Raw genomic sequence first — 15,021 nt, 5'->3', positions numbered from 1 at the left:
GCAGACCGTCGAGCCCCGTGCTCCACCCGCCCGTCAGCCGAGGTGCCGTCGTTGGAACGCTGCTGGTTGTTCGCCCGCCTGGCCGTACCGCCCGACGGACGCCCGCAGGCGCGGGTGCCCGAGCTGGTCGGCACGGTCCTCACCGACCTCGTCACCGCCGCCCGCCGCGCCGATCCGGGCACGGACTGGTTCTTCGACCTGCCCGACACCGCCACCGGACGGTGGCTGCGCCTCGGGTTCCACGGGGACCGGAGCGCGCTCGACGCGGTCCGGGCGCGGCTGCTCGCGTACGACCCGGGGGTGTCCTTCGCCCCGGCGCCGGACGCGGTGCGCGACGCCGCCCGGGGCGGCCCGCTGGCCTCGGCTGGCAGCGACCTGGCCCTGGTCCTGCTCGGCGGGGACGCCCCCTGGCTGGCCGGCGTCGAGCTGCCGCTGGCGGTGGCGCACCTGCGGCACCTGACCGGGCTGGTGCCGCAAGCCAACCGGCTGGCGTTCCTCTTCCTGCACTGGCAGGACCGCGCCCAGCGGCTCACCGGGGCGCAGCGGCGGGACCTGGCCGCGCAGGCGGACGCCGAGGCGGAGAAGATCGTCCTGACGGCCGGCGACCTGCCGCTGAGCGGGGAGGTCGCCGCCGCCTGGCGGCTCTACCTGGACCGGGTGTCCGACGTGGTCGACCGGGACCACCCGGCGGCGCCGCGCGGCTTCCTGCTGGCGCACCACGCGCAACTCACCCACGAGCGGTGGGGCATCGGGGCGGACGTCGACTCGCTTGCGGCGCTGGCGCTGCGCCTGTCGATGGTCCGTGACCGCCCCGCCGTCGGCGCACCGGCCCCCGTCCCGCAGCAGAGGAGAGCGCAACCGCATGCACGCGTCCGCACCTGACCGTCCCGCCCTCGCCGACCCGGCCCGGATCGAGGTGGCGCTCGGCGAGCGCGCGTACCCGGTGCTGATCGGCCCCGGCGTGCGCCACCGGTTGCCGGCGGAGGTGGCGCGGATCGGCGCGCGGCGGGTCGTGGTGGTCTCGGCCCGACCGCCGGAGTGGACACCCGACCCGGGCGTACCGCACCGGGTGGTGCCGGCCCGCGACGGCGAGCACGACAAGACCCTGGCCACCGTGGAGCAGCTCTGCCGGGTGTTCGCGGAGTTCGGGCTGACCCGCGCCGACGCGGTGGTCTCCTGCGGCGGCGGCACCACCACGGACGTGGTGGGGCTGGCCGCCGGGCTCTACCACCGGGGTGTCGCGGTGATCCACCTGCCGACCTCGCTGCTGGCCCAGGTGGACGCGAGCGTCGGCGGGAAGACGGCGGTCAACCTGCCGGAGGGCAAGAACCTCGTCGGGGTGTACTGGCAGCCCCGGGCGGTGCTCTGCGACACCGAGCACCTGGGCACGCTGCCGGAGCGGGAGTGGCGCAACGGCTACGGGGAGATCGCCCGGGCGCACTTCATCGGCGCCGGCGAGCTGCGCGACCGGCCCGTGGCGGAGCAGATCGCCGCCTGCGTCGCGCTCAAGGCGTCGGTGGTGGCCGCCGACGAGCGCGACGCCGGGCTGCGGCACATCCTCAACTACGGGCACACGTTGGGGCACGCGCTGGAGCGGGCCACCGACTTCCGGCTGCGCCACGGCGAGGCGGTCGGCGTCGGCACGGTCTTCGCGGGCCGGCTGGCCGGCGTCCTCGGCCGCGTCCCGCCCGACCGGGTCGCCGAGCACCGGGAGGTGGTGGTCGACTACGGCCTGGACCCGGCGCTGCCGGGCGGCGTCGACCACGACGAGCTGGTCGCGCTGATGCGGCGGGACAAGAAGACCACGTCCGGCCTGTCGTTCGTGCTGGACGGGCCGGCCGGCCCCGAGCTGGTCGCCGACGTTCCCGAGGCGGCCGTCCGCGCCGCCCTCACGGGCATGTGACGGGCGGGTCCTGGCCGTCGCCGGGACCGGCCGGGCGGGTCGGCGTCCGATGAGGGTGCGCGGGGTCGGCTCGGCGCGGGGCCGGCAGCACCGCGCCGCCGATCCGCGGTGCGGGATGCCCACCGGGCCCGGCCGGTCGTCGGGTCTCCCCCGGGCCGCCGCCGCGGCCCGGGGGTGCCGCGTCAGCTGCCGAGGGCTCGCTGGATCTGCGCGACCAGCACCCCGCAGGCGTACCGGTCGGAGGCGCCGACCATGCCGACGATGGTCGCCGGCTGCGGGCCGTTGTCGGTCTCCGCCGGGTCGTGGTGCATGAACACGACGAGCTGCCCGCGATCGATGAACGGGGCGAGGATCGGCTCGGCGTCGACGCCGGGCGCGAGGGAGAAGAAGGTCGTCATCGCGCACGGGTGCCGGCCCAGCAGCGAGCTGCGGTGCAGCACGGACGCGGTGGCCCCGCTGACCCGGAAGTTCGGGTCGATGACCCGCAGCCGGCCGTCCCGGCTGATGCCGGCGTCGAACGCGCAGTAGCCCCGGTATCCGAGCGCGCTGGCCTTGCGGACCCCTACGGTCAGCGCCTCGACCAGCTCCGCCGGTGGCGGGGCGTCGTCGTCCATCACGCAGCCGACCCACGTGGAGGTGGGCTGGGGCAGGTGCACGGACGCGCCGAAGTAGTGCGCCGACCCGCTTTCCGTCACGCCGAACTGGAGTCCCCAGATGGTGCGGAAGGGCACCTCCTCCTCGACGATCCACCGGTCGCTGATCTGTTCCAGTTGGTTGAACAGCGACCTGTTCAGCCGTTCCTGCAATCGCCTGGTGAAGATGGCGATTCCGCTGTACACCTCGACACCGGCCGGTTTCACGACGGCCGGTCGGCGATCCTGCCGGACGATTCGTCGCACCTCGGCGGGGGTGGCGACCTGGCGGCGGGGCAGGTGTTCCGGTGCGATCAGTGTCTCCAGCACGGTCTTGTTGTTGAGGCGGGCCAGCAGATCCGGCGACACCCGGGCCCGCGCCTGTCGCAGCCGCGGATCGTGCGGGGGGAACTGGAACTCCAGCAGTTCGCCCCGTTCGGCGGCCTCCCGGGCGAGCCGCGTCGCCTGGGCGCCGGAGCGGAACTCGCGCAGATCGGTCGGGGTCTTCAGCCCGCACCGGGCGAGCAGGCGCAGCGACTTGTCGGCGCTCGATCCGGTGCTGCAGATGACCGCCGCCTGGTGCGGCAGGGTCAGGTGCAGCCCGGTGATCATGTCCAGGCCGTTGTGCAGTGCTGAGCCGGCGCCGGCGAGATAGCGGCTGCCGGCGGTCGCCACCGGGTCCGGTGGCCGGGCGAGCAGCACTCCCTCGGGAGCGAACACCTGCACCTGGACGGGCTCATCCATGAGATCTCCTGACATGCCGGCCCACGGGGGCCTCGGGGTGGCACGGAGTCCGGGTGCGCCACGACCACGGTCGAGCGGTGACCGTGGTCGTCGAGTGGGCTCCCGGCGTCGGGTGGGGCCGCTCGGCCACGAGAGTCGGGCGTGCCGCGTGCACCGGCCGAACGGGGGTTCAGGCTGGACCGGCCAGGGTTGCGGGCTGGCTTGTGGTCAGCGCTGCCTCGGCGAGGTGCACACCGTCAGGCGGTGTCCGCGATCGCAGCCACCGACTGGGTCATGATCGGGAAAGCATAGTCAGGTCTCATTACCCCGGGATGGGCCGGTCAGCCGAGCACGGACGGCCCTTTCCGCCGCCGGAATCGCCGATTCTCCGAGCGGCGCCCTCGTCCCCGGCTGACCGAAAAGCTGCATTCGAAAGGCCACGCGATCGTCCACGGTCGCGTCCGGACGATCGCGCACCGGCCGTTTCGGAGTACGACGCCGTTCCACGGTGGACAATGTCCGCCGGGGCAATTCCGCCGGCGTGCCCCGACCGGAACACGTTGACCGGCGCAAATGGCGGGCGTGGCGACTCCGGCACCGCGCCGGGCGGCCGTGCCGGCCGGCACGCGGCACCGGCCACCGGTCGGCCCGGCGGCGGCACTAGGGGTCGACGGGGCGTAGCTCTAGGGGTGTACTCCCGGGCCCGAGGCTTCGTAGGGTCGGGCCCCATCGGTTCGTCGTTCCCTTTCACCCCAACGGATCGCGGGGCGGCGGTGGGTGTGCGGCGCCCGGACGGACGGGAGGCGCGGGTGACCGGAGCGGACACCCGCCCGCCCCCGTCGACCGGCGACGTGGTCGCGGTCCGCGATCCGGGCCGCGACCCCACCCGACGGCACGGCTGTTCCCGCGCCACGGCCACACCTCCGGCCGCCGGGCTCGCGAGCCGGCCCGGCCGCCGCACGGGGCCGGGGTGCGCCCGACCGACGGCCACCCGGCCCGACACGGCGTGCCGTCCGGCGTACGGCACACCGGCTGACCGGCCGCCGCGGCCACCCGGTGTCCGGTCACCCCAGTCAATCGGAGGTTGAGCTCATGTCTGTCGGGTACGAGCGGGCCCGGGCCGGCGCCGTGGACGCCGAGGCTCTGGAGCTGGTGGGCGACCTGCGTCGGCCGACGGCATGGCCGGCCCGGGCCGCGTCGGCGCACCGCCTGCTGCCCGGCGGGGCGACCGGCGAGGCGGTGCTGGCGGGACTCGTGGGCGTGCTGGCCCGGTACACCGGTCAGAGCCAGGTGGTGGTGGGTCTGTCGTCCGGTGGCGGGTTGCGGGTGGACGTGACGGACGATCCGGGTTTCGGGGAGCTGGTGTCGCGGGTGGGCACGGCGTTGGCGACGCCGGTCGCGGCGGACGCCGGCCCGGTGGTGGTGGGGCTGGTGGACGCTCCGGTGGCCGAGGCCGGGCCGGCGGTGGTGGCGGTGGACCTGGTGGTGACGGTGGCGGCCGACGGGTCGGCGGTGCGGGTGGACTACGCGGCGGAGGGGTTCTCGGCGGACTGGACGCGGGGCCTGCTCGACCAGGTGGCCACCGTGACGCGGGCGGGGCTGGATGCGCCCGAGCGGGATCTGTCGGGGCTGCCGCTGCTGGAGGACGCGGAGCGGGAGCGGCTGCTGGCGTGGGGCCGGGGCGCCGAGCGGCAGGTGCCGGCCGAGCCGATCCACGAGTTGGTGCTGCGGTGGGCGCGGCGCACGCCGGACGCGGTGGCGGGCGTCGCCGGCGCGGAGGTGTTGACGTACGCGGAGCTGGACCGCCGGTCGGCCTCGCTGGCCGGGTACCTGCGGTCGATGGGCGTGGGCGCCGGCGCCGTGGTGTCGCTGGCCTTGGACCGCAGCCTGTGGTCGCTGGTGGCGACCCTGGGCGTGCTGCGGGCGGGCGCGGCGTACACGCCGATGGACGTGTCGTGGCCGGCGGAGCGGATGCGGATGCTCCTGGCCGACCACGGCGCCCGCGTCGTGCTCACCGTCGGCGAGGTCGCCCCGCGTGTCCCCCGGCCCGACGGCGTGCGGGTGATCGCCCTCGACGACGAGTGGCCCGCGGTGGCGGCGACCGGGCCGGTGGACCTGCCGGCGGTGGACGCCTCCGGGCCGGCGTTCGTGATCTACACATCGGGATCGACGGGGAAGCCGAAGGGCGTGGTGTTGACCCACGCCATGCTGACGAACTTCCTCGCCTGGATGCCCGAGGAGTGCCGGGTCGGGCCCGACAGCCGGATGTTGCACTGCTGCGCCCCGGTCTTCGACGTGGCGCTGGGCGAGATCTACACCGCGCTGACGTCCGGCGCCCGGGTCGTGGTGTGCTCCCGCGACGACCTGCTCGACGCCCGCCGGCTGACCGACCTGATCGCCAAGGAGCAGGTGACCCACGCGTTCTGCCCGCCCACCAACCTCGCCGCGGTCGACCCCGCCGACTGCCCGAGCATGTCCTGCGTGACGCTCGCCGGGGAGCCCGTCCCGCCCCGCATGGCCCGACGCTGGCTGGACGCCGGCGCCCGCCTGGTCAACGCCTACGGGCCGGCGGAGGCCGCCATCGCCTGCACCTGGTACGACGCGTCGACCGGCTGGGACGGCGCGTACGTGCCGATCGGCCGGCCCATGCCCAACCGGCAGATCCGCGTCGTCGACACGCGGTTGAACCTCGTCCCCATGGGCGTCCCCGGCGAGATCCTCATCACCGGCAGGGGCGTCGCCGACGGCTACCTGCACCGCCCCGAACTGACCGCGCAGCGGTTCGTCACCGACCCGTACGGCGGCGGGACCGCCTACCGCACCGGCGACCTGGGCCGGTGGAACGCCGCCGGGGCGCTGGAGATCCTCGGCCGGATGGACCACCAGGTCAAGGTCAACGGCATCCGCATCGAACTCGGCGAGATCGAGGCCGTCCTGGAACAGCACCCCGACGTCGGCACGGCCGTGGTCGTGCGCCGGGAGAAGCAAGGCGTCGCCCGCCTCGTCGGCTACGTGACCGGCCGCGACGGCCGCACCCCGGTAGTCAGCGAGCTGCGCGCACACGCCACGGCCGCCCTGCCCTCCTACATGGTCCCCGCCGTGGTCATGGTCCTCGACCGGTTCCCCCTCGGCGGCACCGGCAAGATCGACCGGCGGGCCCTGCCCGAGCCCGGCTCGCAGCGCCCCGACCTCGGCGTGGAGTTCGTCGAGCCCGCGACGAACTCCGAACGGCTCGTCGCCGGGGTGTTCGCGACCGTCCTCGGCATCGACCGGGTCGGCACCCGCGACAGCTTTTTCGACCTGGGCGGCACGTCGTTGCAGTCGGCGACCGTCGCCACGCGCATCGACGAGGCCACGGACGTGGTCGTGCCCGTGTCGCAGATCCACCGCACCCCGACGCCGCAGGCCCTGGCCCGCTGGCTCACCGCCGCGCCCCGCCGCCCCCACAGCGGCGCGGCGGCCGGCCAGGCCCGCCAGCGTCCCGGCCCGGTTCCGCTCGCGCAGCAGGTGGCCAAGTGCCTGATGTCGCCCCTGGAGGTCGTCAACCCGGTCACCTGGTGGATCGAGGGTGCGCTGGACCTGCGCGCGCTGATGGCAGCCCTCGGCGACGTCCACCGCCGCCACCAAGCCCTCCACGCCCGCTACCGCCGCACCGACCCACCCGTCGCCCTCATCCCACCCAACCCCGGCATGCCCCAACTCCGACTCCTCACCGACGCCACCAACCCACAACAGGCACTCGACCGACTCACCGAAGCCGTCCAACAACCCCTCGACTACACCCAGGGCCACAACTGGCGCGCCGCCCTCCTCCGCGAACGCTCCACCGACCGCACCCTCCTCGGCATCGGCATCCACCACATCGCCTACGACGGCTGGTCCCACTCCCTGCTCGTACGCGACCTCGCCCACGCCTACACCGCCCGACTCACCGGCAAGACCCCCACCTGGAACCAACCAGCGCCCACCCTGCGCGAGTACCACGACGAACACACCCGCCTGCGCGACGCCGCCGACCTGGCGGCACAACGCGCCTACTGGCGCGAACAGCTACGCGGCCTGCCCCGGCAGGGCCGGGCCCAGCCCACGGCGTCGCTGGAGCAAGCGCTGGCGTGGGGCCCGAAGACCGGGCACATCGCCGAGGTCGGCCCCCAGATCATGCGCCGCTGGGACGAGGCGGCGCGGCAACAGCGGTTCAGCCGGTCGAGCTGCTTCGTGGCCGCGTTCGCCTCCGCGCTGCGCGCCGTCCATCAGCAGGACGACATCGGCCTGCTGATGGTCGTGGCGAAGCGGGGCAGCCGAGTCCTCGACTCCGCCTTCACGACCCGGCTCAACCTCAACTGCGTCCGGGTCCGGTTCGACGGGCCGGAGGACGGCGGGCTCGTCCTGCGGGTCAACGAGACGGTCGGCGACCTGATGCGAGCCCAGGACGTCCCCTTCGCGGAGATCGCCGACGACCCCGCCGCCGGAATCTCCGGCGAGGTGGTCGCCAGCCTGCCGACGTTCGTCTACCAGGACAACGTCGTCCTTCCGCTGGAACTGCCGGGCTGCCGGACCGAGGAGGTCGTGGAGCCGTACGCCCGGGAGGTCCCCAACGGGCTGACGGTCGAGGTGCTGCCCCGCGCCGACCACGCCCTGCTGCGCGTCACCATCCGCACCGACTACCTGCCGTACCGCTTCGCCGAGGAGCTGAACGGCCACATGCTCCGGTTCCTCGAGGCCGGGCCCCCGGCGGCCCCCACCGCCGGCTGAATCGCGCACGGAGTTCCTGACTCGTCGACCCGGCCGCGGCCGCACAGGTGGCGCCGGCCCTGATCGGAGGTTCGCCCATGTCTGTCGGGATCGTTGATGGTGCGGCCGGGGCCACGGGTGCCGCCGGCCCCGGCGCCGACATCGAGGCCCTCGACCTGATGGCGGACCTGCGGCGGCCCCTGCTGTGGCCGGCCCGCTCGGCCTCGCAGTCGCGCAGGCCCGAGCTGCCCGACCTGACGGGCCCGGAGCCCGCCGGCGTGGTGCTGCTGGCCGGCCTCGTCGCGGTGCTGGCCCGGTACACCGGGCAGGACGAGGTGGCGCTGGGCCTGCGGTCGGGCACGTCGGTCGTGCGGGTGGCCGTCGCGGACGATCCGACCTTCGGTGCGCTGGTGCGGCGGGTGGCCGCGGCGTGGGCCGCACCGGTGACGGGTGCGGGTGCGCCGGGCCCGGTCGCGGTGGACCTCGTCGACGGTCCGGTCGCCGAGGCCGGCCCGGAGACGGTGGGCGTCGACCTGGTGGTGACGGTGGCCTCGGACGGGTCCGGGCTGCGGGTGGACCACGCGGCGGAGGGCTGGTCCGCGGACTGGGCGCGGGGCCTGCTGGACCAGACCGTGCTGCTGGCGTCGGCCGGGATCCGGCAGCCCGACGTACCGCTGTCGGGGTTGCCGCTGCTGGACGCGGCCGACCGCGAGCGGCTGCTCGGGTGGGGCCGGGGTCCGGACCGTCCGGTGCCGGACGGGCCGATCCACGACCTGGTCCTGGCGTGGGCGCGCCGGGCACCCGACGCGGTCGCGGGCGTCGCCGGCGGCGAGGTCCTCACGTACGGTGAGCTGGCGCGCCGGTCGGAGCTGCTGGCCCGCCACCTGCGCTCGGCCGGCGTCGGCGTCGGGGACGTGGTGTCGCTGGCGCTGGACCGCAGCCTGTGGACCCTCGTCGCCACGCTCGCGGTGCTGCGCGCCGGGGCGGCGTACACGCCGATGGACGTGTCGTGGCCGGCGGAGCGGATGCGGATGCTCCTGGCCGACCACGGCGCCCGCGTCGTGCTCACCGTCGGCGAGGTCGCCCCGCGTGTCCCCCGGCCCGACGGCGTGCGGGTGATCGCCCTCGACGACGAGTGGCCCGCGGTGGCGGCGACCGGGCCGGTCGACCTGCCGGCGGTGGACGCCTCCGGGCCGGCGTTCGTGATCTACACGTCCGGCTCCACGGGCACCCCGAAGGGTGTCGTGTTGACCCACGCCATGCTGACGAACTTCCTCGCCTGGATGCGCGAGGAGTGCGGGGTCGGGCCCGACAGCCGGATGTTGCACTGCTGCGCCCCGGTCTTCGACGTGGCGCTGGGCGAGATCTACACCGCGCTGACGTCCGGCGCCCGGGTCGTGGTGTGCTCCCGCGACGACCTGCTCGACGCCCGCCGGCTGACCGACCTGATCGCCAAGGAGCAGGTGACCCACGCGTTCTGCCCGCCCACCAACCTCGCCGCGGTCGACCCCGCCGACTGCCCGAGCATGTCCTGCGTGACGCTCGCCGGGGAGCCCGTCCCGCCCCGCATGGCCCGACGCTGGCTGGACGCCGGCGCCCGCCTGGTCAACGCCTACGGGCCGGCGGAGGCCGCCATCGCCTGCACCTGGTACGACGCGTCGACCGGCTGGGACGGCGCGTACGTGCCGATCGGCCGGCCCATGCCCAACCGGCAGATCCGCGTCGTCGACGCGCGGTTGAACCTCGTCCCCATGGGCGTCCCCGGCGAGATCCTCATCACCGGCAGGGGCGTCGCCGACGGCTACCTGCACCGCCCCGAACTGACCGCGCAACGGTTCGTCACCGACCCGTACGGCGGCGGGACCGCCTACCGCACCGGCGACCTGGGCCGGTGGAACGCCGCCGGGGCGCTGGAGATCCTCGGCCGGATGGACCACCAGGTCAAGGTCAACGGCATCCGCATCGAACTCGGCGAGATCGAGGCCGTCCTGGAACAGCACCCCGACGTCGGCACGGCCGTGGTCGTGCGCCGGGAGAAGCAAGGCGTCGCCCGCCTCGTCGGCTACGTGACCGGCCGCGACAGCCGCACCCCGGTAGTCAGCGAGCTGCGCGCACACGCCACGGCCGCCCTGCCCTCCTACATGGTCCCCGCCGTGGTCATGGTCCTCGACCGGTTCCCCGTCGGCGGCACCGGCAAGATCGACCGGCAGGCCCTGCCCGAGCCCGGCTCGCAGCGCCCCGACCTCGGCGTGGAGTTCGTCGAGCCCGTGACCGCCGAGGAACGACTGGTCACGGGCGTGTTCTCCACGGTGCTGGGCGTCGAGGGCGTCGGCGCCCGCGACAGCTTCTTCGACCTCGGCGGCACCTCCCTCCAGTCCGCCGCGGTGGCCGCCGCCATCGACGAGGCCACCGACGTGCTCGTGCCCGTCTCGCAGATCCACCGCACCCCCACTCCCCGCGAGCTGGCGCGGTGGCTCACCACCGCGCCCCGCCGCCGCGTCGGGACGGAGACGCCCGGCACCGCACGCCCCGACCCGTCCGGGCCCGTTCCGCTGGCCCTCTCGGTCGCCAAGTTCGTCATGCTCCCGCCCGACCTGGTCTGCCCGGTCACCTGGTGGATCGAGGGTGCGCTGGACCTGCGCGCGCTGATGGCAGCCCTCGGCGACGTCCACCGCCGCCACCAAGCCCTCCACGCCCGCTACCGCCGCACCGACCCACCCGTCGCCCTCATCCCACCCAACCCCGGCATGCCCCAACTCCGACTCCTCACCGACGCCACCAACCCACAACAGGCACTCGACCGACTCACCGAAGCCGTCCAACAACCCCTCGACTACACCCAGGGCCACAACTGGCGCGCCGCCCTCCTCCGCGAACGCTCCACCGACCGCACCCTCCTCGGCATCGGCATCCACCACATCGCCTACGACGGCTGGTCCCACTCCCTGCTCGTACGCGACCTCGCCCACGCCTACACCGCCCGACTCACCGGCAAGACCCCCACCTGGAACCAACCAGCGCCCACCCTGCGCGAGTACCACGACGAACACACCCGCCTGCGCGACGCCGCCGACCTGGCGGCGCAACGCGCCTACTGGCGCGAACAGCTACGCGGCCTGCCCCGGCAGGGCCAGGGCCGGTCCCAGGAGTTGCTGGAGCGGACGCCGGCCTGGGGCCCGAAGACCGGATACGCCGTCACCGTCGGCCGCGACGTGCTGGAGCGCTGGGACCGGGCCGGCCGCGAACGCCGGTTCAGCCGCTCCGCCTACTTCGCCGCCGCCTACGCCTCGGCGCTGCGCGCCGTCCACGGGCAGGACGACATCGGCATGCTGATGATCGTCGCCCAGCGCGGCAGCCGGGTCCTCGACTCCACCTTCACGAGCAGGATCAACTCCAACTGCCTCCGGGTCCGGTTCGACGCCCCCGGGAGGGACCTGGTGCGGGCCGTGCAGCAGAGCATCGACGAGCTGATGGCCGCGCAGGACGTCCCCTTCCTGGAGAGCACCGCCGACCCGGCCGTCGGCCTGTCGCGGGAGGTGGCCAACAGCCTGCCGACCTTCGCGTACCAGGACAACGTCGTCCTTCCGCTCGAGCTGCCCGGCTGCCGCACCGAGGAGGTCGTCGAGCCGTACGCCCGCGAGTGGTCGGGCGCCTGCCTCGTCGAGGTGCTGCCCGGCGACGAGGACGTGCTCGTGCGCGTGACCGTCCGCACCGACCTGGTCCCGCCCGAGGTCGCCGAGGTGCTGGCCACCTCCGTGCTGCGCTTCCTGCGGGCCGGCCCGGAGGCCGCCGACGAGGCACGCTGACAGCCCCGCAGCCGCCGTGGCCGGCCGGTGCGGCGGGCCCGGCGGCAGGGGGTGGCGGCCGGCCGGGTACGTGCGTCGCGCGAACCGCCGGAGCGACCGGGTGCCGTCGGTGCGGGTCAGCCACCACCTTGACAACCGATCCCCGACAGGGAATCAGTGGACGAGGACGGCGGGGCAGTGCGCGAGCAGTTCGCCCGGGGCGTGCAGGACCAGGTCGGGGCCGGCGGCCAGCAGCGCGGCGACGTCCCCGCCGTGCCAGGTGGTGGCGACCGCGGTGGCGCCGGCGTCCCGGCCGCTGAGCAGGTCGATGACCGCGTCGCCGACCATCATGGCCTGCTCCGGCGGCACGCCGAGGTGGCCGAGCGCCTGGAGCACGATGTCCGGGGCGGGCTTCGGGCGGGCCACCTCGTCGGAGCCGATCACCTGGTCGAACAGCCCCAGCACACCGAGCGTGTCGAGCAGCGAGCGGGCCCGGGGGCCGCTCTTGCCGGTGGCGACGGCCATCCGGACGCCCCTCGCGTGCAGCGTCTCCAGGGTCTCCCGGACGCCGGGGAAGAGCGGCACCAGGTGGGCCATCCGGTAGCTCTCCCGGACGAAGGGCTCCTCCATCTCCAGCGGCAACCCCATGAGCCGCATGATGTCCGGAAAGTACCGGCCCATGTGCCGGTTGTACTCCTCGAACGGCGCCGGCCCGTCGCCCACCACCTCGGCGTACGCGATGCTGAACGCCTCCCGCATGACGGCCGAGCTGTCGACGACGACGCCGTCGAGGTCGAAGACGACCGCGCGGATCGGGCCGCGCGTCGGCGATCGCGGGGTCACCTCGACGGTGGACGGTGGATGGCTCATGGCTGCTCCCGGAGGCGAATGGGGCCGACGGTGGTTCTCACCTGTCGCGATGGCCCGTCAGCGCGTGCTGCCGCTCCGGCTCGGTGGGCCGGGCGGCGTGGTAGATCCGTTCGATGACGTCGATGGTGCGGCGCGCCTCGGCGACGGCCGCGCCCCGGCCGGCAGGGTCCGCCAGCAGCCCGGGGAGGGCGTCGAGCTGACGACCGTACTCGGCGCCGATCGGCTCCTCGGCCAGCGGCAGCCGGACGGTTTCGCCGTCGCGGGTGCGGGTCAGCACGGGTGACGGCTCCCGGTTGGGGCTGAATCCGAAGGTGCAGCGCAGCGTCGCCGAGCCGGTGGCGCCGTGCACCGTGATGGTGGTGCGGTCCAGCGACTCGTGCGAGGCCCAGCAGGCGTGCAGCGCCACGGAGGACCCGTCGGCGGTGAGCAGGAAGCCCCGGGCGGTGTCCTCGACGTCGCCGGGGGCGCGGCCACCGGCGACGGCGTCGCCGCGCCAGGCGGCGTGGGCCGCGCTGTCGTTGACGAAGTCGTCGGAGACGCTGCCGATGGCGTGGGTGACCGTGGTGGGGCCCAGCAGCGGCAGCACGGTGTCGAGCAGGTGCCAGCCGAGGTCGACAAGCGCGCCCCCGCCGGAGAGGTCGCGGCGGGTGAACCAGCCGCCCGCGTCGGGCACGCCCCGGGCGCGGACCCAGGCCACGTCGACGTGCCGGATCTTGCCCAGCTCGCCGGCCGCCTCGGCCAGTGCCCGCACGTCGGCCCGGTAGCGGGCGGCGCTGCCGGCCAGCAGCACCGCGCCGCCGGCGCGCTCCGCGTCGGCGAGCAGGGTCGCCTCGGCGGAGGTCAGGCAGACCGGCTTCTCCAGGAACACCGGCACGCCCCGGCGCAGCAGCCGGGCGGCCACGGCGGCGTGCAGGTGGTTCGGCACGGCGACGACGACCAGGTCGACCGTGTCGGCGGGCAACTCGTCGACGTCGGCGTACGAGGCGGGGACGTGGTGGCTGTCGCGGGCCCGGTCGCGGACGCCCGGCTCCGGGTCGACCACGGCGGTCACCGTGAAGCCCGGGTGCGCGGCCAGCCGGGGCAGCCAGATCTCGCGCCCGGCCCACCCGAGACCGGCCACCGCGACCCGGACCGGTCGGTCGGTCGCGGCGGCCGGGGGCAGGCCGGTCATCCGGCGAGGACGTCGGCGAGCACGGTGGCGATCTCGTGCATCTGCTGCTCGGTGCCGAGCAGGGTGCGGTGGTGCAGCCAGACGCAGTCGGCGTGGATCTGCTCGACGTTCGGGCAGCGGGCCGCGATCGACTCGATCGACTCGTCGGGGGCGCCGGCCTTCCAGAAGCCGTCGCACCGGTAGATGGCCCGGAACGCCACGAACGCCGGGACGCCCCGGGCGATCAGGGCGTCCACCACGGCGCGGCGGCGCTCCAGCGTGATGCCGGGGACCCGGAACATCGCCATGTAGTGCGGGTTGCGGTCGCCGCGCTCGTCGCGCCCCTGCGGCACGACGCCGGGGATCTCGGCGAGCAGGCTCGCCAGCAGCGGCCAGCGCTGCTCGCGCACCGCGATCTGCGCGTCGAGCCGGGCCAGTTGGGCGCGCAGCACGGCGGCGGTGAACTCGCCCATCCGGTAGTTCGAGCCGGTGGTGCTGTGCAGGTAGTCCCGGTCGGTGCGGGGCCGGCCGCAGCTGTGCACGAGGAACGCCCGCTCGCGCAGCTCCTCGTCGGGGAAGAGGATGGCGCCGCCCTCGCCGGCGGTCATCAGCTTGCCGTTCTGGAAGCTGAACGCGGCCACCGAGCCCAGCTCGCCGGCCCGCTTGCCCTGCCACTGCGCGCCCTGGGCGTGCGCGGCGTCCTGAAGCAGCGCCACCCCGGCGTCGGCGGCGAGCTTGCTCAGCGCGTCCATGTCGGCGAACTGGCCGGCCATGTGCACGGGCATGATGGCCCGGGTGCGGGGGGTGATGGCGGCCTCGACGGCGGCCGGGTCGACGCAGTAGGTGTCCAGGTCGACGTCGACCGGCACCGCGACCGCGCCGAGGCGCTGCGCGGCCAGCGAGGACGAGATGAACGTGAAGGCGGGGACGATCACCTCGGTGCCGGGACCGACGCCGAGCACCTCCAGGGCGACCTCGAGGGCGTGGGTGCCGTTGGTGACGGCGAGCGCGTGCGGCGTGCCGTGGTAGGCGCCGAACTCCTGCTCGAAGGAGTCGACCTCGCTGCCGCCCATCCGCCACCACTGGCCCTGCTCGAGGGCGCGGATCAGTCCGGCGCGCTCCTCGTCACCGAACTGCGGCCACTCGGGGAGTTCCGACACCGTCGAGGGCTGACCACTCATGACTTCCCACTTCCCAACTCGGGCAGACCAGGGGCTTCGCCGGACA

The 15,021-nt window shown here is 74.8% G+C and carries 8 protein-coding genes; 4 read left to right on the top strand and 4 right to left on the bottom strand.

All coding sequences use genetic code 11. From position 1 onward, the window contains the following. The first annotated feature begins 42 nt into the window (after window positions 1-42). Window positions 43-882, top strand: a complete 840-nt coding sequence (locus GA0070606_RS29150) for a hypothetical protein (protein ID WP_245724860.1) — start codon at window positions 43-45, stop codon at window positions 880-882. Continuing rightward, the gene (locus GA0070606_RS29145; protein WP_091106408.1) at window positions 863-1,903 is read left to right on the top strand and encodes a 3-dehydroquinate synthase family protein; all 1,041 of its coding nucleotides are present in this window, start codon (window positions 863-865) and stop codon (window positions 1,901-1,903) included. Before GA0070606_RS29150 ends, GA0070606_RS29145 begins: the two co-directional genes overlap by 20 nt. A gap of 182 nt (window positions 1,904-2,085) precedes the next feature. On the opposite strand, the gene GA0070606_RS29140 is transcribed toward GA0070606_RS29145, so the two are convergent. Further along, a complete protein-coding gene (locus tag GA0070606_RS29140) occupies window positions 2,086-3,279 on the bottom strand; it encodes an ATP-grasp domain-containing protein (protein WP_091106407.1) in 1,194 nt (397 codons plus the stop codon). Window positions 3,280-4,350: 1,071 nt separating this feature from the next. Between GA0070606_RS29140 and GA0070606_RS29135 the strand changes: the two genes are divergently transcribed. Both GA0070606_RS29135 and GA0070606_RS29130 read left to right on the top strand, forming a co-directional pair. Beyond that, complete coding sequence (locus GA0070606_RS29135; RefSeq protein WP_091106406.1) at window positions 4,351-8,010, top strand: non-ribosomal peptide synthetase; 3,660 nt, start codon at window positions 4,351-4,353, stop codon at window positions 8,008-8,010. Window positions 8,011-8,087: 77 nt separating this feature from the next. Continuing rightward, a complete protein-coding gene (locus GA0070606_RS29130) occupies window positions 8,088-11,795 on the top strand; it encodes a non-ribosomal peptide synthetase (protein ID WP_091106405.1) in 3,708 nt (1,235 codons plus the stop codon). A 153-nt stretch (window positions 11,796-11,948) separates the two neighbouring features. Here the strand turns inward: GA0070606_RS29130 and GA0070606_RS29125 are convergent, their stop codons facing one another. From GA0070606_RS29125 to GA0070606_RS29115, 3 genes are read right to left on the bottom strand one after another with little or no spacing between them, the layout of a single operon-like run. After that, the gene (locus tag GA0070606_RS29125; RefSeq protein WP_091106404.1) at window positions 11,949-12,644 is read right to left on the bottom strand and encodes an HAD-IA family hydrolase; all 696 of its coding nucleotides are present in this window, start codon (window positions 12,642-12,644) and stop codon (window positions 11,949-11,951) included. A gap of 37 nt (window positions 12,645-12,681) precedes the next feature. After that, window positions 12,682-13,815: a Gfo/Idh/MocA family protein gene (locus GA0070606_RS29120; protein WP_091106403.1), complete on the bottom strand. Its 1,134-nt coding sequence runs from the start codon at window positions 13,813-13,815 to the stop codon at window positions 12,682-12,684. Further along, on the bottom strand, window positions 13,812-14,975 hold the full coding sequence (locus GA0070606_RS29115) for a DegT/DnrJ/EryC1/StrS family aminotransferase (protein WP_091106402.1): 1,164 nt from the start codon (window positions 14,973-14,975) through the stop codon (window positions 13,812-13,814). Before GA0070606_RS29115 ends, GA0070606_RS29120 begins: the two co-directional genes overlap by 4 nt. Window positions 14,976-15,021 lie beyond the last annotated feature (46 nt).

Origin of the sequence: Micromonospora citrea, assembly GCF_900090315.1 — a bacterium.
Taxonomy (GTDB): domain Bacteria; phylum Actinomycetota; class Actinomycetes; order Mycobacteriales; family Micromonosporaceae; genus Micromonospora; species Micromonospora citrea.
This window is presented reverse-complemented; position numbering and strand designations above follow the sequence as displayed.

Excerpts from the sequence above, each read along its gene's own strand:
- GA0070606_RS29140 (WP_091106407.1), bottom strand. The coding sequence starts at position 3,279 with ATGGATGAGCCCGTCCAGGTGCAGGTGTTCGCTCCCGAGGGAGTGCTG.
- GA0070606_RS29115 (WP_091106402.1), bottom strand. The coding sequence starts at position 14,975 with ATGAGTGGTCAGCCCTCGACGGTGTCGGAACTCCCCGAGTGGCCGCAG.
- GA0070606_RS29125 (WP_091106404.1), bottom strand. The coding sequence starts at position 12,644 with ATGAGCCATCCACCGTCCACCGTCGAGGTGACCCCGCGATCGCCGACG.
- GA0070606_RS29130 (WP_091106405.1), top strand. The coding sequence starts at position 8,088 with ATGTCTGTCGGGATCGTTGATGGTGCGGCCGGGGCCACGGGTGCCGCC.
- GA0070606_RS29120 (WP_091106403.1), bottom strand. The coding sequence starts at position 13,815 with ATGACCGGCCTGCCCCCGGCCGCCGCGACCGACCGACCGGTCCGGGTC.
- GA0070606_RS29135 (WP_091106406.1), top strand. The coding sequence starts at position 4,351 with ATGTCTGTCGGGTACGAGCGGGCCCGGGCCGGCGCCGTGGACGCCGAG.
- GA0070606_RS29145 (WP_091106408.1), top strand. The coding sequence starts at position 863 with ATGCACGCGTCCGCACCTGACCGTCCCGCCCTCGCCGACCCGGCCCGG.